General features: G+C 50.9%; 15 protein-coding genes, 2 riboswitches and 1 other annotated feature (1 of these 18 running past the window's edge). Of the genes, 10 read left to right on the top strand and 5 right to left on the bottom strand.

From position 1 onward, the window contains the following. Positions 1 to 111 (bottom strand) — a binding site (T-box leader) (it extends 133 nt beyond the left edge of the window). 57 nt (positions 112 to 168) lie between these two features. Next, positions 169 to 846 carry a hypothetical protein gene (locus tag EIZ37_RS08840; protein WP_235827928.1) on the bottom strand — a complete coding sequence of 226 codons (678 nt, stop codon included), beginning with the start codon at positions 844 to 846 and terminating at the stop codon, positions 169 to 171. Between the two features lie 253 nt (positions 847 to 1,099). Here EIZ37_RS08840 and EIZ37_RS08835 point away from each other — a divergent pair, with 253 nt between their 5' ends. Then, positions 1,100 to 1,516, top strand: coding sequence for a hypothetical protein (locus EIZ37_RS08835; RefSeq protein WP_134684227.1), 417 nt, complete (start codon positions 1,100 to 1,102; stop codon positions 1,514 to 1,516). Positions 1,517 to 1,824: 308 nt separating this feature from the next. Then, positions 1,825 to 3,879 carry a YcdB/YcdC domain-containing protein gene (locus EIZ37_RS08830; protein WP_167568755.1) on the top strand — a complete coding sequence of 685 codons (2,055 nt, stop codon included), beginning with the start codon at positions 1,825 to 1,827 and terminating at the stop codon, positions 3,877 to 3,879. Between the two features lie 55 nt (positions 3,880 to 3,934). On the opposite strand, the gene EIZ37_RS08825 is transcribed toward EIZ37_RS08830, so the two are convergent. Continuing rightward, entirely contained in the window at positions 3,935 to 5,167 is a 1,233-nt protein-coding gene (locus tag EIZ37_RS08825; RefSeq protein ID WP_134684225.1) for an aminopeptidase, read from the bottom strand. A gap of 192 nt (positions 5,168 to 5,359) precedes the next feature. Between EIZ37_RS08825 and EIZ37_RS08820 the strand changes: the two genes are divergently transcribed. From EIZ37_RS08820 to EIZ37_RS08795, 6 genes are all read left to right on the top strand, one after another. After that, on the top strand, positions 5,360 to 6,172 hold the full coding sequence (locus tag EIZ37_RS08820; RefSeq protein WP_134684367.1) for an undecaprenyl-diphosphate phosphatase: 813 nt from the start codon (positions 5,360 to 5,362) through the stop codon (positions 6,170 to 6,172). A 259-nt stretch (positions 6,173 to 6,431) separates the two neighbouring features. Then, positions 6,432 to 8,840: a 3-hydroxyacyl-CoA dehydrogenase/enoyl-CoA hydratase family protein gene (locus EIZ37_RS08815; protein ID WP_134684366.1), complete on the top strand. Its 2,409-nt coding sequence runs from the start codon at positions 6,432 to 6,434 to the stop codon at positions 8,838 to 8,840. A gap of 18 nt (positions 8,841 to 8,858) precedes the next feature. Next, positions 8,859 to 10,037 carry an acetyl-CoA C-acetyltransferase gene (locus tag EIZ37_RS08810; protein ID WP_134684224.1) on the top strand — a complete coding sequence of 393 codons (1,179 nt, stop codon included), beginning with the start codon at positions 8,859 to 8,861 and terminating at the stop codon, positions 10,035 to 10,037. Positions 10,038 to 10,090: 53 nt separating this feature from the next. Then, positions 10,091 to 11,869, top strand: coding sequence for an acyl-CoA dehydrogenase family protein (locus tag EIZ37_RS08805; protein WP_134684223.1), 1,779 nt, complete (start codon positions 10,091 to 10,093; stop codon positions 11,867 to 11,869). 191 nt (positions 11,870 to 12,060) lie between these two features. Next, complete coding sequence (locus tag EIZ37_RS08800; protein WP_134684222.1) at positions 12,061 to 13,572, top strand: methyl-accepting chemotaxis protein; 1,512 nt, start codon at positions 12,061 to 12,063, stop codon at positions 13,570 to 13,572. A 215-nt stretch (positions 13,573 to 13,787) separates the two neighbouring features. Continuing rightward, positions 13,788 to 14,585, top strand: a complete 798-nt coding sequence (locus EIZ37_RS08795) for a YwqG family protein (protein ID WP_134684221.1) — start codon at positions 13,788 to 13,790, stop codon at positions 14,583 to 14,585. A 47-nt stretch (positions 14,586 to 14,632) separates the two neighbouring features. On the opposite strand, the gene EIZ37_RS08790 is transcribed toward EIZ37_RS08795, so the two are convergent. The 3 genes from EIZ37_RS08790 to EIZ37_RS08780 are packed head-to-tail and all read right to left on the bottom strand — an operon-like array spanning position 14,633 to position 17,156. After that, the gene (locus EIZ37_RS08790; protein WP_134684220.1) at positions 14,633 to 15,274 is read right to left on the bottom strand and encodes a methylthioribulose 1-phosphate dehydratase; all 642 of its coding nucleotides are present in this window, start codon (positions 15,272 to 15,274) and stop codon (positions 14,633 to 14,635) included. Then, positions 15,271 to 15,948: a 2-hydroxy-3-keto-5-methylthiopentenyl-1-phosphate phosphatase gene (locus EIZ37_RS08785; protein WP_134684219.1), complete on the bottom strand. Its 678-nt coding sequence runs from the start codon at positions 15,946 to 15,948 to the stop codon at positions 15,271 to 15,273. Before EIZ37_RS08785 ends, EIZ37_RS08790 begins: the two co-directional genes overlap by 4 nt. Further along, positions 15,945 to 17,156, bottom strand: a complete 1,212-nt coding sequence (locus EIZ37_RS08780) for a 2,3-diketo-5-methylthiopentyl-1-phosphate enolase (protein ID WP_134684218.1) — start codon at positions 17,154 to 17,156, stop codon at positions 15,945 to 15,947. The genes EIZ37_RS08785 and EIZ37_RS08780 overlap by 4 nt, the downstream gene beginning before the upstream one ends. Positions 17,157 to 17,230: 74 nt before the next feature. Beyond that, a riboswitch (SAM riboswitch) is annotated at positions 17,231 to 17,363 on the bottom strand. Positions 17,364 to 17,529: 166 nt separating this feature from the next. Continuing rightward, positions 17,530 to 17,654, top strand: a riboswitch (SAM riboswitch). Positions 17,655 to 17,797: 143 nt separating this feature from the next. On the opposite strand from EIZ37_RS08780, the gene mtnK reads away from it, so the two are divergent. Both mtnK and mtnA read left to right on the top strand, forming a co-directional pair. Further along, positions 17,798 to 19,024 (top strand): S-methyl-5-thioribose kinase, encoded by a 1,227-nt coding sequence (gene mtnK / locus EIZ37_RS08775; RefSeq protein WP_134684217.1) that lies wholly within the window; start codon positions 17,798 to 17,800, stop codon positions 19,022 to 19,024. Continuing rightward, positions 19,021 to 20,061: an S-methyl-5-thioribose-1-phosphate isomerase gene (gene mtnA, locus EIZ37_RS08770; RefSeq protein ID WP_134684216.1), complete on the top strand. Its 1,041-nt coding sequence runs from the start codon at positions 19,021 to 19,023 to the stop codon at positions 20,059 to 20,061. Before mtnK ends, mtnA begins: the two co-directional genes overlap by 4 nt. Positions 20,062 to 20,215: the final 154 nt, after the last annotated feature.

The following is a 20,215-nucleotide window of genomic DNA, read 5'->3' as shown; positions in this document are numbered from 1 at the left end:
CGGCTGCTCCAGGATGGGTTCAAGACGTTTCGCCGTCGGAATCTCTCAGCCGCTGGATTCCGATCTCTGTACGGGAAAGAGGACTTTACTATTTCCCTTCAACGCGTTTCACTGCTATCGGGTTGATGTTTCAATTATTATGCAACCCGTCGGATAAAAATGTCAAGGCTATTTATACATTTCGCTGCCGTACGTACCTTCGCGCTTTTTGATTTCATACAGCTTGGTCTTCTTGTCGCGGGAAAGCCGATACGTCACGGTGCGATCCTGTGCGTATGCAGGAAGCGTGATTTCATTGACCGTCGCGATCAGGTCGCCATCATCGTATTTGACGAACGTATTGCGGTTCGAAATAATCATGGGATATTCGGAATCATCCGGCGCCAAGTATACCTTGCCGTTGACCAGCTTGGTATTCATGTAATCATACAGGTTTTCAGCAAGGGGGCGGCTCCAGAAACGGGAAAAATAGTCCAAGATTTCATCGCGGGTATCGTATTTTTCGGGAAGCTGCCGATATGTGAGGCCGTCTTCGGTAACCGCTTTTCCATTGGTCAGATTGGCCGCTTCAAACTGCAATTGCTGAGCAAGGCTTTCGGCGCGATTCAGAAACAGCACGACATCGCGCTTGTTTTTATCCATGTTTTTCAGTGCGAGCGTTTTTGCCTTATTTTCTTGCTTATTTCCCTGCTTGTTGCCACTCTTGTTATCTTGCTTATTCTGCGTTTTAGCTTTTGATTCGTTATTTGTTTTTGCCTTTGTGTCCGACTTTGCCTGGTCATCTTTGTTGCCGCCGCAACCAGTCAGCATCAGGCTCAGGATGAGCAGGGGCAGCCACTTTTTCATGTTCATTCCACCTCGCAAGTGATCTGGTTTTCTGTCCATTAGCGTGTGTAGAAAAACACCAGAAAAGCCAAGTAAAGTTTTTCCTTGCTTGAAGCGGAAGACGGTGGGAAAAGCTACGCTTGTCTGGATTCCTCACTTGGGCTACTATACATAGGGAAGTCTATTTCCGGGCAGGGAACGAAGGTTCGACTTAAACACTAACCTATACGAGGGCTGACGCTCCTGCACATCGCCCGTTGTTCGAGGTGAAATCATGTTTGGATTTGGCAAGAAAGCAAAGAAACTGGATGGTACGGATATTCTTTTGATCAAAACGGATGAAGCCAAAAGCCGCTCATTTTATCTGGTCACTTTCCCGAGCATCGTGGCCAATGACATTGCCAGCATGCTGAAAAAGCTGGAGCGTTCCGTTTTCAATAAGTCGGAATTTCTCGGGGAGCTTGGCGGATTCCGCATTTTGACCCATATCGATGCAGCCACAGGTTATGAAGTGCTGGATGAAGGGGATATGGAGGCACAGCCGGTGCAAATCCAGGATTTTGCGAACATCCTGCTGCGCCGATTGGAGGCGTTGGAGGAGAGCGGAAAGTTTGAAGATTCCGAGGACCTGGCCTTCTTCCTCGGTGAGTTGACCATGCTGCGGGATGGCAGCTTTGTTCCGCAACAATAAGAGAATAGGAAAAGGCGCTGATCCGATGATCGGCGCCTTTTTTTGGTCGAAAGGAATTTATAAAATTCCCATCGACATAAGAGCAACTAAGCTACGCCAAATTCTTGGCGTAGCTTAGTTTTTAATGCTCCCAGCTCACTGCCGATTGAAGCACTGGACTATATGGAGGAAGAATGTAGACCTTCTGTAACATTTTGGTATACGATTGAAGGGGGAGGGAGAAAAGGATGAGAAAAAGTTTGATGCTTACAATTTTCCTGCTGATATGTATGACGGGACCAATAACTTCTGCAGGAGGTGCTTCTCATGTGTTGGCCAACACTTCCACATCAAGTCTAACTAAGGAGCAAGTTATTGATTTAATCAGCAAGTTGCCGTTATCGCTTGGAGACTATGAACTGGATAGCATCTCCAGGGAGGATCAACTTACCTATTGGAAGGACAAGCCATACTGGTCTGCCTACTGGAGCGGGAAAGGCGATAGAAGCGCGGGAGCTGTGGTGGAAATCGATGCCACGACAGGCAAACTGCTCACCTACTATAAATATGATTACGGAGTCAAAAAGGGAATTCCCGAAAAGCAGCTTTCTCGGGATGAGGCACTGATGAAAGCAAGGGCATTCCTACTGGCTGTGGCAATGGAAGAAGCTAATAGAGTGTCATTGCCCAATCAATATCCAACCGGGGACTATTTGAAGCCTCATCTGACTGATCACTTCTTCTCATTCACACGGGTGGAGGATGGAATTCCGTTTCTGGAAAACTATCTACAGGTGGTTGTGGACAGGAAGGGTGAGATTATCAGGTATGAACGGGTATGGCATGAAGGTTCTCTTCCGTCGCTTAACCCAGTTGTGACTGCAGAGCAAGCGAAAAACCTCTGGCAAAAGGCTGTGCAGCCAGTCCTGTCCTATCTTTATGCTGGAGAGCAGATAAACACATATGGATTGAAAGAGCAGGCGGCGGTGCTGGCATACCACTATGATGAAAAAGCTCCGGTTCTGCTGGATGCCGTGACAGGAAAAGCGCTGAATATCCTGGGGGAAACCTTGGATCATTCATACAAAATCATGCCGCTTGGTTCAAGCACTCCATCGAAAAACGAATATAAGAAATTGACAGAAATCAAATTGCGAGAGAAAGCAGACACACTGGCTTTTTCGATATTTGGGGCGGAGAAGGAAAGTCGCGATGTTATAGGGAGTACCGTGTTCATGTCGTCTAACCAGTTTGGGGAAGGAGATTCGGGTCCGTCCACCAGATTATTCGGATACATGCTCCCGCCAGATGAAAAGGGAGAAGAGAAGCTTATCCGAATTGGACTTGATCCCTACGGCACTCTGACCAGCTATGAGGTTGAAACTGACGATGAGGAGTTGGAGAACCGAGACTACCCAAATCCGATCCCTTGGGAAAAAGCGCAAACGATCGCCAACGATTTTATGAAAAGGGTATATTCGGATCGATTAGGAGAAATGTACCCGATTCCATTACCACCGATAGAGAAGAGCAAAGCAAGCATGTTTCAGCGTACGGGGGGCTATGAGCTAACGTATGGTTTGCTCATAGCCGGTATTCCGGTGGAAAACGCTATAGCAAGCGTGACGGTTCATCCTGTCACAGGGGAAGTAATCAAGATGAATGCAGACATCTTCCATCATGTAAAACAAAAGACGAAGAAACAGGCAGTCAATATTACCGCCCAAGAGGCAAAGCAAGTGGAGGAGAACCATAGGGAGCTACGCTTAACCTATTATCTTCCCCATCCTGAATGGATCCATGGAACCTACTTGGTCGAACCAGAGCCAAAACTGGTATACCGGATGGTAGGGGATGAGGGATATGTAGACGCTGAGACTGGTAAATGGTTCAGCTATACCGAATACAGAGATTCAAAAATCCCCCGGGATATCGCTGAACATCCACATTGGGAAGCTATGCTGCATGCTGTTGAAAGGGGTTATCTCACAGTAGTCGATAGCAAGCTGAATCCGGAGCAGGTTGTCACACGAGGAGAATTTTTACGGATCTTGGTCAAGGCGAGTATCTATCACCGACCTTCCGAAACCTTTCATGTTGAAGAAGGAGAAACCACGTTCTTCCTGGACATCGACGAAAGCCATCCTCTTCGCGAGACCATGAAGGAAGCTATGGAGATCGGATTACAGGCGGAACATGAAAACGAAATTTTTGAACCGGATCGCAACATTACCAAGAAAGAAGCTATAGAAATGCTCAAGCTTCTTATCGAGTCGAGTGAAACGAAAGTGCCAAATAAAGAGATGTCACTGCAGGAGGATGCGCCGCTGACCAGAGCTCAGCTCGCAAGCATTCTGTACTCACTTGACTTGCATGTTGACTGAAGCGAAATAAAAAGGGAAAGGGGCGCTTAACCGCCCCTTTTTTCCTTGTTCTGCTTCATTCCACCCAATTGCCTCTGCGGAAGAGCGGTTCCCGCGTGCCGTCAGCTAGCTCTCCGTCGATATCCAGCTCAGCCGAGCCGATCATAAAATCGACGTGAATCAGGCTGACATTCGCTCCGCGCGCCAGCAGTTCTTCTTTGGACAATTGCGTGCCGCCTTCGATATTGAAAGGATAAGCGCTCCCGAGTGCGAAATGGCAGGAAGCGTTCTCATCCACGCCGGTATCGTAAAAGATGCGATTCAGGTTGGAAATCGGGGAATCATGCGGTACCAGCGCCACTTCACCGAGATAGCGAGCGCCCTCGTCCGTGTCCAGCAGCGATTTCAGTGCTTCATAGCCGACTTCCGCTGAAAAATCAGTGATCTTGCCGTTTTCGAACGTTAGCGAGAAGCGATCGACCAGACTTCCGTGCAGATTAAGCGGCATCGTGCTGGTCACAGTGCCATTCGTCCCGTTGCGGCGCGGCATCGTAAATACCTCTTCGGTTGGAATATTGGGCACAAAGTAGACACCGCTTTGATTGGTATCACCGCCGCCGACCCACAGATGGCCATCGTTGAGCTCGACCGTTAGATCCGTGCCGGGAGCCCGATAATGCAGCTTTTTGTAGCGTTTGCGGTTGAGCAATTCGGAACGGTTTTTCAAGGATTCGGTGTGCTCACGCCATGCGGCAGCGGGATCTTCCCGGTCTACGCGATTCATGCGGAAAATCGTTTCCCACATGGCGCTCATCCGTTCATTTTCAGGAAGATCGGCAAACACCTTATCGACCCAAACCTGTGTAGGCACGTGAGCGAGGCACCAGCTGATCCGATTGGTGCGAATGGCGCCCAAAAACGTTTGTCTGGCAGCGGCAGCCGCGCGGGATGATGCGGATATTTTGGCAGGGTCCACGCCTTCCAGCAAATCAGGATTGGCTACTTTGATGTTCAGCAGGGCTCCGCCAGCCTCGACGAGCTGCTCCATGCTGGAGGCAATCCATTGGGGATAGTACTGAAAAGACTCTTCAGGGGCATAATCGAAGCGGGTGCGTGTGATCGCCTCATCCTCCCAGGCGACCTGTACATATTTCGCTCCGGCTTCATAGGCTTTGCGCACGAGGATTCGCGTGAAGTCCGCGGATTCCAGCATGGATTCCACGTAGAGCACCTGACCAGGCTGCAGGTTCACGCCCACTTTGATCAGCAGTTCGGCGTACTTATGTAATTGTTGTTCAAACGAATTCATCGGCAAGCCTCATTTCAGTCGTTTCTTTCTATTATAAATCGAATTTGTCAAAAGTAGGACAAAAGCCGGAGAAAAATAACAATCCTTGGTTGGACACAAAATGGCGAAAGGAATGGTACAATAGGGAAGGCTTTTGCAGGCTTGTATATAAGAAAAAGAGAAGAAAAGGTGGGAGAAATCAACTTGTGGGAAATGTTTGTAGCATTCATACTCGGACTCGTTGAAGGGCTGACGGAATTCGCGCCCGTATCGTCGACCGGGCACATGATTATCGTCGATGACATTCTCCTGAAATCGAAGGAGTTATTTTCAGCGCCCGTAGCGAACACGTTTAAAGTAGTCATTCAGCTAGGCTCGATATTGGCTGTCGTCATCATGTTTTGGAGCCGATTCATGAATATGCTGGGCTTGCAGGGGAGAAACAGCCGCAAGCAAGGGCCGCGTCTGAAGCTGGGCCAAGTGATCGTCGGGTTGTTACCCGCAGGTGTATTGGGCGTACTGTTTGAAGACTATATCGATGAGTATCTGTTCTCCACGAATACGGTGCTGATCGGCTTGGTAGCGGGAGCGCTGCTGATGCTCTTCGCGGATTGGAAGCAAAAAAATCAGCAAGTGACAACGGAAACGGTCGATCAAGTGACATACAAACAGGCATTAACGATCGGCTTCTTCCAATGCATCGCTTTGTGGCCGGGGTTCTCGCGTTCCGGATCCACGATTTCCGGCGGGGTGCTGCTGGGCTTGAGCCACCGGGCGGCTGCGGACTTCACCTTTATCATGGCCGTGCCGATCATGGCGGGGGCGAGCCTGATTTCCCTGTATAAAAACTGGGAGTACTTTACGATGGATGCCTTGCCGTTTTTCGTCGTTGGGTTTATCAGCGCATTTGTGTTTGCCTTGATTTCGATCCGCTTCTTCTTGCAGCTGATCAACCGGATCAAGCTGGTACCGTTCGCTCTATACCGCATTGTGCTGGCAGCGGTGATTTATTTCTTCTTTTTCTAACTTTTCAGATTGCAACCCCGCATGAATTCGATTACAATGAAAACTGAACAGTGATTCAGTTTGCGGGAAAACCAAAAGTGAACATCTCACAAAGCGAAAAACGTGAGATGTTTTTTTGCCAAAATCACATGAATGAGCATTCATTCAAGATGATTGAACCAACATGCAACAGCTTGTACAAGCATATCTATCTATGGTAGTAGTTTTCTGAAATGGAGAAGCCGGTCGACTACAAGTCGACAATGAGGGAGGGTACATGATGGAACGCAAAATTCGCAAAGCGGCAGTGCTCGGCTCGGGTGTAATGGGAGCTGGGATCGCCGCACATCTTGCCAACGTGGGGATTCCGACCTATCTGCTTGACATCGTGCCACGTGAGTTGACTGAAGAGGAAAGCAAAAAAGGGCTGACGCTGGAGCACCCGGCTGTTCGCAACCGCATCGCGCAGGCAGGAAAGGACCGTCTGCTCAAAGAAAAGCCGGCACCTCTGATGGACAAAGCCAATCTCGATCTGATCACTGTAGGGAACTTCGAAGACCATCTGAGCCTTATCGCGGATGTGGACTGGATTATTGAAGTCGTTGTGGAGAATCTGGAGATCAAGAAAAAGGTATTTGCCCAGGTGGAAGAGCATCGCAAACCGGGTACCATCATCAGCTCCAACACTTCCGGCGTATCGATCAATGAGATGAGTGAAGGGCGCTCGGACGATTTCCGCAAGCATTTCCTAGGAACACACTTTTTCAATCCGCCGCGTTATCTGAAGCTTCTGGAGATTATCCCCGGCAAAGATACAGACCCGGCGATCGTTGACTATATGATGCATTTTGGCGAATTTGTCCTGGGCAAAGGCACCGTACTTTGCAAAGACACGCCTAACTTTATCGCCAACCGGATCGGTACATACGGGCTGCAAGTATCGATTCAAGAGATGGTGCGCCTCGGTTTGGGTGTCGATGAAGTCGATGCCATTACCGGTCCGGTGATCGGCCGTCCGAAAAGTGCTACCTTCCGTACATTGGACGTCGTTGGTCTCGACACCTACGTGCACGTGGCCAACAATGTGAAAAACAAAAGCGAAGACGCGGCTGAAAAGGCGGTATTCGAGGTCCCAGACTTCGTACTGAAAATGGTGGAAAACCGCTGGCTCGGACAAAAGTCTGGCCAAGGCTTCTTCAAGCAGGTGAAGAGCGCGGAAGGCAAAGAGATTCTCGCGCTGGACTACAACACGATGGAATACAGACCGCGCAACAAAGCGAAGTTCGCTTCCCTGGAAGCTGCCAAGACGGCAAAGAGCTTGCCAGAAAAAATGAAAGCGCTTGTATACGGCAAAGACAAGGGCAGCGAGTTCCTCTGGAGCGTATTCAAGAAAGTCTTCCTGTACTCTGCTGAGAAAGCTTACGAAATCGCGGATGATATCGTCGCGGTCGATCAAGCGATGAAGTGGGGCTTCGGCTGGGAGCTGGGACCTTTCGAGACATGGGACGCGATCGGCCTGGAAAAATCGGTTGCCCGCATGAGAGAAGAAGGCGAAACCATACCGGCATTGGTGGAAGAGCTTCTGGCAAGCGGCAAGACATCCTTCTATCAAAAGCATGAAGGACGCATCTCCGCATTTGCGATCGGCGGCCAATATAAAGACGTCGAAGTGAAGAAAGAACGAATCAATCTGGCTGCCTTGAAAGAGCAAGGCAAGGTGATCAAGAAAAATGCGGGAGCCGCACTGATCGATATTGGCGATGACGTCGCATGTCTCGAATTTACGTCACCACACAATGCACTGGGTATCGATGTGCTGCAGCTGGCCAATTTTGCGGCAGAAGAAATCAAACGCAATTACCGCGGCCTCGTGATCGGAAACCAAGGAAAGAACTTCTGCGTCGGGATGAACCTGGCGATGGCATTGATGGAAGCCCAGGATGACAACTACTTTGAGCTGGAAATGCTGGTGAAAAACTTCCACAAGGCAAAAGAAGCGTTCCGTACCAGCGGACGTCCGGTCGTCGCAGCGCCGCATGGCATGACGCTCGGCGGCGGAGTGGAAGTGTGCTACATGGCGGACCGTGTGCAAGCTTCTGCGGAAACGTACCTCGGACTGGTGGAAGTAGGCGTAGGCCTCCTGCCAGGTGGCGGCGGTACGGTGGAAATGCTGTTCCGCGCGATGGAACATGTTCCGGAGGGTGGCACCGTACCGGTGGATCCGTTCCCGTTTGTCGCTCGCTACTTTGAGAACATCGCCATGGCCAAAGTATCGACCAGCGGCAAGGAAGCAATCAACCTCGGCTATCTGCGTCCGAGCGATCGCATCAGCGTGAACCCGGATCATCTGATCTATGACGCGAAACAACTCGTGCTGCAAATGGATAAAGAGGGCTTCACACCGCGTCAGCCGCGCAAGACTCGTGTCATCGGGCAGACCGGCTATGCAAGCCTCCGTCAAAATATTTACGCGATGAAAAAGAGCGGCTACATCAGCGACCATGATGAATTCATCGCCAGCAAAATCGCTTATGTCATGTCCGGCGGCGACCTGCCTGCAGGAACAGAGGTCAATGAGCAATACTTGCTTGGTCTGGAGTTGAAAGGATTCCTGGATTTGATCAAAACGCAAAAAACGCAGCAGCGGATGCAACACATGCTGACAAAAGGCAAGCCGTTGCGCAACTAGGGAAGGGGAGGAACAATCATGAGAGAAGCAGTCATCGTCGCTGCTGCCCGTACGGCAGTAGGGAAGTCGAAGAAAGGCAGCTTGAAAGATGTCCATCCTGTCGATATGGGTGCCGCTGTTGTGCAAGACTTGCTGCGTCGCGTGCCACAGCTGAAGCCTGAAGATATCGAGGATGTGATTATTGGTAACGCGGTTCCGGAAGCGGAGCAGGGCATGAACATGGCGCGGCTGATCGGTTTGCGCGCTGGACTGCCGACAAATGTATCCGGCCTGACCGTCAACCGCTTCTGCTCATCCGGCCTGCAAACCATCGCCTATGCCGCCCAGCAAATCATGGTGGGCGGAGCGGATGTGATCATCGCAGGCGGCGTCGAGAGCATGAGCCTGGTGCCGATGCTGGGACACAAGATCGCGCTGAATCCGACGCTGGTGGAGACCATGCCGGAAGCGTACATGAGCATGGGGCACACCGCGGAAGAGGTAGCAAAGCGCTACAATGTCAGCCGCGAAGATCAGGATGCTTTCGCGGTGGAAAGCCATCGCCGCGCAGCTGCCGCTATCGCCGCAGGCAAATTCAAAGATGAGATCGTACCGATCCCGGTAAAGCAAGTCAGCGTGGATGAAAAAGGGAAAGTGAACGTGAAAGAGTATACATTTGACACGGATGAAGGTGTCCGTCCAGATACGAGCATGGAAGGACTCGCCAAGCTGAAGCCTGCCTTCCACGTGAAAGGCTCGGTAACAGCAGGTAATTCCTCGCAGACGAGCGACGGGGCAGCTGCCGTGATCGTCATGTCCGCAGAGAAAGCGGCTGAACTGGGCTTGGAGCCAATCGCAAAATTCCGCTCTTTCACGGTAGGTGGCGTTGATCCAGACGTGATGGGGATCGGCCCGGTGGTGGCGATTCCAAAAGCATTGAAAATAGCAGGTTTGACCGTCGATGACGTGGATCTGTTCGAGCTGAATGAAGCTTTTGCTTCCCAATCCGTAGCAGTCATCCGTGAACTGGGACTCAATCCGGAAAAAGTCAATGTGAATGGCGGTGCGATCGCGCTGGGTCACCCGCTCGGATGTACGGGTGCCAAGCTGACGGTATCCCTGTTGAATGAACTGAAGCGCAGCGGCGGCAAAATCGGTGTCGTCACCATGTGCATCGGTGGAGGCATGGGCGCTGCCGGAGTGTTCGAAATCGTGTAATCACTTTTCATTTTGCGAGATAGATCGATTATCTAACAAAGGAGTGTTTTTCAATGTCCGATACGAAAGAATTGATCCGTGGCGGCAGCTTCCTGATTCAGAGCGGTTCTGCAGATGAGGTATTTACGCCGGAAGAATATACCGATGAGCAAAAAATGATCGCCAAAACAGCGGAAGAATTCGTCGTCAACGAAGTGGTTTCCAATCTCGAAGCAATCGAGCATCACAACTTCGACATCTCCGTACGCCTGTTAAAAGAAGCGGGCGAGCTCGGACTGCTCGGCGGAGATGTTCCCGAGAAATATGATGGCCTCGGTCTCGACAAGATTACCACCGCGCTCTTGACGGAAAAACTCGCGCGTGGCCGCAGCTTCTCCTTGAGCTTTGGCGCACACGTAGGGATCGGTTCCTTGCCAATCGTCTACTTCGGAAATGACGATCAAAAACGCCGTTACCTGCCTGATCTGGCTTCCGGCAAACGTCTGGCTGCCTACTGCTTGACTGAGCCAGGCTCCGGGTCCGATGCGCTTGGCGCGAAAACCACTGCGAAGCTGTCCGCAGATGGCAAGCACTATATCCTGAACGGTGAGAAGCAATGGATCACCAATGCCGGCTTTGCGGATGTGTTCGTCGTATACGCGAAGATCGATGGCGAGCATTTCTCCGCTTTCATCGTAGAGCGCAACTTCCCGGGCGTATCCTTTGGCCCGGAAGAAAAGAAAATGGGCATCAAAGGCTCTTCCACTCGTACCGTAATTCTGGAAGACGTGCCCGTACCAGTGGAAAACCTGTTGGGCGAACCTGGCCGCGGCCATGTCATTGCCTTCAACATCTTGAACGTAGGTCGTTACAAACTCGCGGTAGGTGCGGTAGGTTCCGCGAAGCGCGCTTTGGACATCGCGACCAACTACGCGAAAGAGCGCAAACAGTTCAAAACGCCGATTGCCAATTTCAGCCTGATCAAAAACAAGCTGGCCAACATGGCGATCAAAACATACGCTTCCGAAAGCTCGGTGTACCGCACCGTAGGCCTGTTCGACAATGCGTTCTCCAATCTGGGAGAGAAAGAGGATGATGGCAAGGAAGTAGCAAAAGCCGTTTCCGAATACGCAATCGAATGCTCGATCAATAAAGTATTTGCAACCGAAGTCCTCGACTACTGCGTGGACGAAGGTGTGCAAATCCACGGCGGATACGGCTTTATGTCCGAATACGAGATCGAAAACATGTACCGCGATTCCCGCATCAACCGTATTTTTGAAGGAACCAATGAGATCAACCGCCTCTTGATTCCAGACACATTGGTGAAAAGAGCGATGAAAGGCGAATTGCCTCTCTTGCAAGCAGCAGCTGGGCTGCAAGAAGAGCTGATGAGTTACTATCCGGAAGAGATCGAGGACGCCCCGCTCGCGCTCGAAAAGCACCTGATCGAAATGACGCGCAAAATCATCCTGATGGTGGCGGGCTCTGCGCTGATGAAGTATCAGCAAGCGATCGCCAAAGAGCAAGAATTGCTGGCGGAAGCGGCAGACATGCTGATCGAGCTCTATGCGATGGACAGCGTGGTGAAGCGCACCGAAAAAGCGATCGCGAAAAACGGCTTGGACAAAGAGCAGCATAAGCTGGATATGACGGTTGCATATGTGCAGGATGCGTTTGACAAAGTGGAAGCACTGGCGAAGGAAGCATTGGCTGCGATGGAGGAAGGCGACGAGCTGCGTATGCGTCTGTCGATTCTGAAAAAGATGACTCGCCGTACGCCAATTAACACCATTCAGTTGAAGCGTACGATTGCGGATCGCGTCATTGAAGCTGGCGGTTACACAGTGTAAGCTTAGCAAGATTGGGAGAGGCTCAGCCAAAAAGCTGTGGGGCGGAGCCAAGTTTTCAAAACGGGAGCTGGGGATTTTTCCTCAGCTCTTTTTCAGATCGATACAAACCAAAAGTCATGGTAAAATAGTCATGGATAATTAAGGGAGTGGCATTGGGAGATTGAGCCTTTTCATATAAGGAGCGGGTTTTCATGTCGAATTCAAGAGTATTGCAAGAAAATATGCAGGATGTAAATCGCTTGCTGGTCAAAGCAAGTGGGATCGGCATTACCATTTTGTACGGACTCAGTTTTGCGTTAAGCGGGCTGGGCTATTTGTCAATCGGCTTTCAGGATTTGATGATCGCTTCGATTTCTTCGTATGCCATTTATCTCATTACATTATTTCTTTATCGATTTTCTGGCCTTCGTAAGTATTTTCATTATATTTTCCCATTCGAACTCTACTTGACGGTTGCCATCGGTATCTATTTTTTCCATATGCCGATCGCGGCTTTTCCGATCTGGTTGATCCCGATCCTGTACGCAGGTTTGTATGCGCATCGCGGCTCCATGATCGTGACCACGGCATTGGTGCTGATTACGGCTCCTGTGGAGGCGCTCCTGTTCGGAGACAAAGAGTGGGCGTCCATGGTCAATGATGTGGGCATGGCAACGGTCATCCTGCTGATTCTGGCGCTGCGCATGATCTCTATGGTTGGCCGATCCCGCGCGATTATTGCCAAGACGGAAGCAGAGATGGGGAAAAATGCGCAGCTGCAGCAAGAAAATGAGCAGCTCATGAAGGAAGTGGCGAAAACGACCGCAGAAGTGAGCAGGGTCGTTAGCCAGCTGACGCAGCTAGCGCAGGATACAAGGCTGGCCATGAACCAGATCGCGAGCGGGGCAGACGAGATGACGATCGCGAGCCAAACCTCCCTGCAAGTGTTGTTGAGCAGCCAAGCCCAAGTGGAGGAACAGGTAGCCAAAGCGCACCAGATCGGCCAGGCCACGGAGAAAGCGGTCCAGCATGCCCAGCAGGTGCACAGCCAATCCGGAGCGGGTGAAGAAGCCGTGGAAGAAATGGTGACGGTGATTCAGGCGCTGGATCAGCATGCTCATGAAACTGCGAAGAAGATGGACATGTTAACGGAACGAACAGAGGAGATTAATACCTTCAGCAATGCCATAGCCAACATCGCCAAAAATGTAACCGTGGTGGCCATCAACGCATCGATTGAGGCAGCCCGCGCCGGTGCGGCAGGACGCACCTTCCAGGTCGTGGCTGAACAGGTCCAGTCTCTAGCCAAAGAAACGACAGAAGCAGCGGAAGCGATCGGCCACCTGGCTGAACGGATCAAGGCAGATCTGTCCGAAGTGATGCACACGTTTGAGGAAAACGGCAGCATCGTCCAAAAAGGGGTCGAAACGACGACGGGTGCCCAACAAAAGCTTCGTCTGATCTCGACGGCGGTGGAGGAAATCCATCAGCTCCTGCTAGGTGTGGCCAATGATGCAAAATGGCAGCAGACTTCCGCTAACCAGCTGGCAAGCGGTATCACCATGCTCCGTGAAAAAATTGAGGCAAATATGAGCCATATGGAAGCAGCAGCCGCGTCCACAGAGGAGACAGCGGCGATCATGGACGAGAATGTCCGGATTGTCGAGCGTTTGCAGGAGCGTTCAGAAGCCTTGCAAGCGTTAGTTGCCCAATATGGCAGGTAAGGTTCAACTATCAATAAAGAAGAGCAGCCCCTTGAGCGTTCAATCGCTTCAAGGGGCTATTTTTTCGCCAGACAACTTTTCTTCCGCTCGGACTTGATGAATCAGCAGCGTGAGGAAAAAGAAATGTGTGGTCAACATCCATTTTTTGGTTGTACTATCAAGTAGACAGTAAAGATAGATTTGTATCTAGATAAACAGAAGGGAAGGTACAACTATTGATCGACCAAGTAAAACATCTCATAGGGAAACATCAAGTAGAGGAATTAGAAAATGTGATCTTACCTAACCTTAAGGACACGATCTATATTCAACTCGGGGAAGCTCCACAAGAAACGCCCCCCGGGTTAAGTCGTTTAGGAGGAGCAGCTGATCTCCCACCCGGATGGACCTATCCACAGTATAATGGTGTCCCGTTGGTATTCATCGGTCAATTAAATCTGTCTCAGATTCAAACAGTCGGAGTGTCGAATGATTTACCCAATTCAGGTATGTTGTATTTCTTTTATGATGCGATCGATCAGGGGATTTATGGTTCAAATCATGAAGGTCAGAAGGCATGGAGAACACTCTATTATGATGGTGACCTTCGTCAGTTAATCCCCGTAGACCATCCATTGGGCAAACAGTATATGCTGCCTGCGAACCTGATCACATTTACAAAGGGCTTGTCTTTGCATAGTGAAAAAATAGGTCACATCAAGAACAGTTCGTTGCGTGTACGCTACAACCGTTTTCTAAAAGATCTCAAACGTCTGAATGGATTAGACGGTAAGCCATGCCACCAATTACTTGGTCATCCACAGAATATACAAAATGATGTTTATGAAGAGTTGAACTACGCAAAAGGACATGAACACAAAGAAACATATATCCTTCTGCTTCAAGTCGATACGGATGAAGAAAACTTACAGATCATGTGGGGAGATGCTGGCACGATATACTTTGTAATTTCTGAAGATCATCTCAAAAATAGGGAATTTGAGGGGACAGAGTTCTGTTTACAATGTTGTTAGACGAGCAAAAAGGCTACGCCAAAAGCTTGGCGTAGCCAGTTTATTTCCTAAGGCAAGGTAATTTGCTGCAGCTGCAGCCAGCGCAAATGATACTCAAACAAAAACTCAAATGCCTCCAGATGACGCTTCGCCTCGAAGTCATTGTTCCCCCACGCATAGATCCCATGATTGCGAATCAAGACGCCGGGAATGTCGGGTGTAATCACTTTTCCAATGACGGCAGCGAGCTTTGGAATGTCTGCATAATTTTCCACGATCGGGATAGAAATCCGTGCATTTTCTTCCCATATGCCCAAGCCTTTGATCAATTCCTGGCCCTGGATGGAAAAAGCACCGCGTGGGAAATACAGATCGGAAATCAGGTTATTGCCGAGGGTGTGCACATGAAAGCACGCACCCGCCTGCGGAATCTGTTTGTAGACCACCGCATGGATCATCGTCTCCGCAGACGGCTTCAGCGAGGTGGGCTCCACCGGCTGAGAGTTCCCATCCACGACCAGATAGTCTTCCGGCGAAAGCTTGGTTTTGTCCTTGCCGCTCGCGGTGACCGCAAATTGCAGCGGGTCGCTGCTCAGCTTGATGGACAAATTGCCGCTTGTCCCGGGAAACCAATCGCGTCGGGCAAAGGTGAGCTTGACGTCGTCTAATCTTCTAAAAGCGTCGAGGCGCTGCTCGAGTGTGGTTGTCATCGGATTTCTACCTCCAGTTGGGCGCTCAAGGTCTTCAGTGTATCAATGACCTCATGGAATGTCGTAAACGGTTGATGCGGCAGGGACAGTTCTTCGCATTTTTGCAGCAAAAACGAACGGGCAATCACAAAATCCGCAATTTTGGCTCCAGCCAGATCCGTGATGCTGTCTCCGATGACGACACGGAAATAGTCGGCTGGATCATAGCGGCGGATAATGGTCGTTTTGCACATGCCGCAGCCGTTTTGGCAGCCGTCGTCGCAAGCGTGCGGCCAGGTGATCGTAATCCTGTCTCCGCTGAAGTCGCTGCCATTGCAATAGATCGGGCCTGGCAGATCGAAAGGTGCAAGAATTGGCTCTACAAAGAAATCGATGCCGCCGCTCGTGATCAACAGCTCAATCCCTTGCTCCCTGCAAAATTGCACGAACTCGGCAAAGCCTGGGCGGATCGTAGCTTCGCGTACGATGAACTCCGTGATCTCTTCTTTCAAAGAAGAAGGAAGGAGGGAAAACAGCTTCCCAACCCCTTCCTGCACACTGATTTCCTGACCCAAAATCTGTCTGGTCAGCTCCTCGTATTCAGGTGGAGCGAACTGGCGCATGATCGCGACAATGTTGTCTTTTTCTGTGATTGTTCCGTCAAAATCGCAAAAGAGGACGAGCTTCCGACTCATTTCCCGCCACCCCACTTTGCCAGCGCTTGGGCCAATGGCTCGGATTCCTGGGCCGCTTCCTGCAGAGTCTTTCCTGCTACCACACCTTTAATCGCGGCCACAAACGCTTGCGCTCCTGCGCTTGCTCCGCCGGGATGGCCGTGGATGCCGCCACCTGCATTGACCACCTGATCGAGGCCAAAATCCGCATACAGCTGCGGTACGAGACCCGGATGGATACCTGCAGAAGGAACCGGGAATGAGCGTTTGACGCCGATCTCAGCGGTGACGAGATTGTTAGCCAGACGCAGCGCCTCTTGTTTTTCCATCGCCACATTTCCATACGGAGACGGGAAGAGGACGAGATCCGCTCCGGCAATACGCATCAGCGTGCCGAGCAGCAGCGGGGCAGCGATGCCATAATCCGGCGATGGATAGTAAGCGCCAGCCAGAGCAGGATGCGCCATGATCGGAATCGTGACATCAGGATCTGCAGCCAAGCGGTGCAAAGCGTCCAAGCCAAAAGCCAGCCCATTGAACAAGAGGCAATCCGCGCCTGCTTCTACAGCCCGTTTTGCCCGATCATTCAGTTCATTCACGGGTCCAGTCAAATTGGCTGCGTACAGGACTTTTCTGCCCTGCGTTTCTTCGATTTCCTGAGAGATTCGCTTAAATGCCTGGATGCGCTCCAAAAACGGTGCCCGTTCATCGGCAAAGAAGATTTCATCGTCTTTTACAAGATCTACGCCGCCTTCTGCCTGTGCGCGGAACTGTGTTTTCAGATCGTCAAAAGGCAAGCCTAGGCATGATTTGAAAATGCTCATCAAGAGCGGACGATCATGCACACCTAGCAGGTTGCGCAACCCATCGATGCCGAATTTTGGACCAGGAAAGCCTTGTAAAAAGGATGGAGGCAGTTGAATGTCAACTAGTTTGATTTTTCCGTCCATTGACAGCTTGCCAAAGATCCCGGTCAAAAGAGAGGGGATATCACGGGTAAAGTTGCCTACCGGATAGCTTACGGTAATCAAGCCGCGCGTCTCGCCGTTTTCCAACTGTTCCAGCGGCTGCGTGCCGACAGCGGCACCGAGATAAGGACGAAGCTCTTCCTGCTTGGCGGCAGGCAAGTCAGTCCAGGAGCCCACAGTCATGCCGACTGCAATCGCTTCTGCTTTTTTCAACAGATCTTTTGCTTGGGTTAAATAGGTGACAAGTATATGCTCAGCCATTGTTTTGCAAGCCTCCTTTAATTAAAAAAGCCTCCTTGCATGAGAAGGAGGCGGCTGTTTGGCAGTCAGTTCTCCTCTCATCTCCCAGCAACCGGTTCCATTATGGATGGTCGCTGCAGGATTTAGCACCATTTCGTTACACCGAATAGGGGTACGACGGTTGCCGGGCTTCATCGGGCCAGTCCCTCAGCCATCTCGCGATAAGAGTCTGCGAATATGATTTTAGACATACATTATCAACATCATAAAGTGTACGGGAAAAGGAGTCAACAGCTGTGTTAGCGTGCACGGCACATTTGACGGAAAAAGGGAGTTGACAGGGCGGGGGCAGGATTGTATGATTCAAACTAACACAAAATCGCATACGTTGGATACCTTATCCAGAGACGGTGGAGGGACTGGCCCGATGAAACCCGGCAACCGACACGACGCGTGAAAGAATCGCGACGTGCACGGTGCTAATTCCTGCAGAAACAAAAGCATTCTGGAAGATAAGGGGGAGACAACTCGCACACGCGTTGGATACGACCTCTTTTCTTCTTGGGAAAAGAGGTCTTTTTGCGTACCTCTTCCCGCACGTTTTACATGTAAACCAGCATTGCTGGCTCCATATCGAGTAGATTGTGAGAGGAGAGAGTACAATGGCTTATCGTGCCTTAACCGAGCAAGAAGCAGTTGAATACGTACGCGCAATTCCGAGTTTATTTGCTGATGGTGCAGTGCTGTCCAGCAAAGAAATCGGGGATGGGAATTTGAATCTGGTGTTTCAGATCAAAGACGAAACGGCGAAGAAAAGCGTGATCGTCAAGCAGGCCCTCCCATATGCCCGCATCGTTGGGGAATCGTGGCCATTGACGCTGGATCGCTCCCGGATTGAGCGTGAAGCATTGCAGCTGCAGGCGAAATACGTTCCGGAGCTGGTGCCAACCGTGTACCACTATGATGCGGAGCTGGCCCTGACCGTGATGGAAGATGTCAGCGATCACATCATCATGCGCAAAGGGTTGATCCAAGGAAAGCGGTATCCGCTGTTTGCCAAACAGATCGGCCGTTTTCTGGCACAGACACTCTTTTTTACCTCTGATCTGGGCGCGCATCCTTACGAGAAAAAAGCGCTTGTCGGAAAATTTATTAATCCAGAATTGTGCAAAATTACAGAAGATCTGGTCTTCACCGATCCTTATGCGGATACAGAAGGCAATGACTTTAACCCGCTGATTCGTCCGCAGGTGGAAGCCATCTGGCGTCATACCGAGTTGAAACGGGAAGTCGCCGAGCTGAAATATGGCTTTCTGACTCGCGCGGAAGCCTTGCTGCATGGCGATTTGCACACAGGAAGCATTTTTGTGACGGAGACCAGCACAAAAGTGATCGATCCGGAGTTCGCCTATTATGGTCCGATCGGCTTTGACATCGGCGCGGTGATCGCGAACCTGATCCTGAACTATGCAGGCCAGCACGGACTGAAATCCGACCCTGAGGACCGCGCAGCGTACCGCGACTATTTGCTGGAGACGGTGGAAAATGTATGGAACGAGTTCGTATCCCAGTTTGTCCAGCTGTGGCACAAGCAGGCGAAAGAGCGCAGCGCTCATGTCGATGGCTTCTGGCAATCCTTCGTGAGCCGATTGCTGACGGACACCGCCGGATATGCGGGCTGCAAAATCATCCGTCGCGTCATCGGACTCGCAGGCGTGGCAGACCTGAACACGATTGCGGATGATCAGGTGCGGGCTGAAGCGGAGCGCCTGGCTTTGGCGATCGGGCAGGCTTTGATTTTGGAACGGAAAACGATCGGCGAAGCAGCTGATTTGACTGATATCGTACGTCGGGAAACAGCCAGATTTTATCAGGAGGCAACAGTATGACCATTCAAACACAAACGGTTCCGGTAAAGTGGGAAAATGATCACCTGCTTTTGCTCGATCAGACTCTTTTGCCGACACAGACCGTCTATCTTTCTTTGGACAACGCAGAACAAGTATGGGCGGCGATCCGTCACCTGCAAGTGCGGGGAGCGCCTGCCATCGGGATGGCGGCGGCTTATGGACTCTATTTGGGGATTCGCGACAGCCAGGCTGCGACTTACGAAGATTTTTGGAGCGATGTGACGAAGCAAGCCGATTATCTGGCAACGGCACGTCCGACCGCAGTCAATCTTTTTTGGGCATTGGATCGCATCAAGGGGCGGGTGCAAAAGGAAGCTGGTGCATCCGTGGCAGACATCAAACAGGCTGTACTGAGCGAAGCCTTGCAAATCCAGCGGGAAGACGAAGAAGTGTGCAGACAGATCGGAGAGCATCTGCTTACTTTGCTGGAAGACGGAATCGGCGTTTTGACGCACTGCAATCCGGGTGCGCTCGCTACAGCAGCTTATGGTACGGCTACGGCGCCATTTTATCTGGCGAAAGAGCGCGGCTGGAACCTAAAAGTGTATGCCGATGAAACGAGACCAGTCCTGCAGGGAGCGCGTTTGACCGCTTATGAATTGCAGCAAGCGGGGATCGATGTCACCTTGATCTGTGATAACATGGCTGCGATGGTCATGGCACAAGGAAAAGTGCAAGCCGTCATCGTGGGTACGGACCGGGTAGCCGCCAACGGAGATGTGGCCAACAAAATCGGGACATACGGTGTGGCTGTTCTGGCGCATGCGCATGGCATCCCGTTTTATGTCGCAGCACCGTTGTCTTCTGTCGACCTGAATACCCCGACTGGTGCGGAAATCCCGATCGAGGAACGCCCGGCAGAGGAGATTACCAACGGATTTGGGAAACAGACAGCGCCGGATAACATTAAGGTGTATAACCCGGCATTTGATGTGACACCAGCCAAATACATTACAGCGATTGTGACCGAGACGGGGATATTCAAACCGGAAGAGATCGGGAAAGCTGTTCGATAACGATAAGACTAAATATAGACGTCTGTAACTTACGGACGTCTTTTTTTATGGGGATTTTACAAGGGACGTGACTTTTGAACTGATCGGATCACCTATCGCAGCCATATTGTGCCGATTCTTTCTCTGGGTTGCAAACACGATTGTCAAAAGGTTT

This window comes from Brevibacillus migulae, from assembly GCF_004521915.1.
GTDB classification, from domain to species: domain Bacteria; phylum Bacillota; class Bacilli; order Brevibacillales; family Brevibacillaceae; genus Brevibacillus_F; species Brevibacillus_F migulae.
Note: the sequence above shows the minus strand (reverse complement) of the source record. Positions and strands in the feature narration are given on the sequence as shown.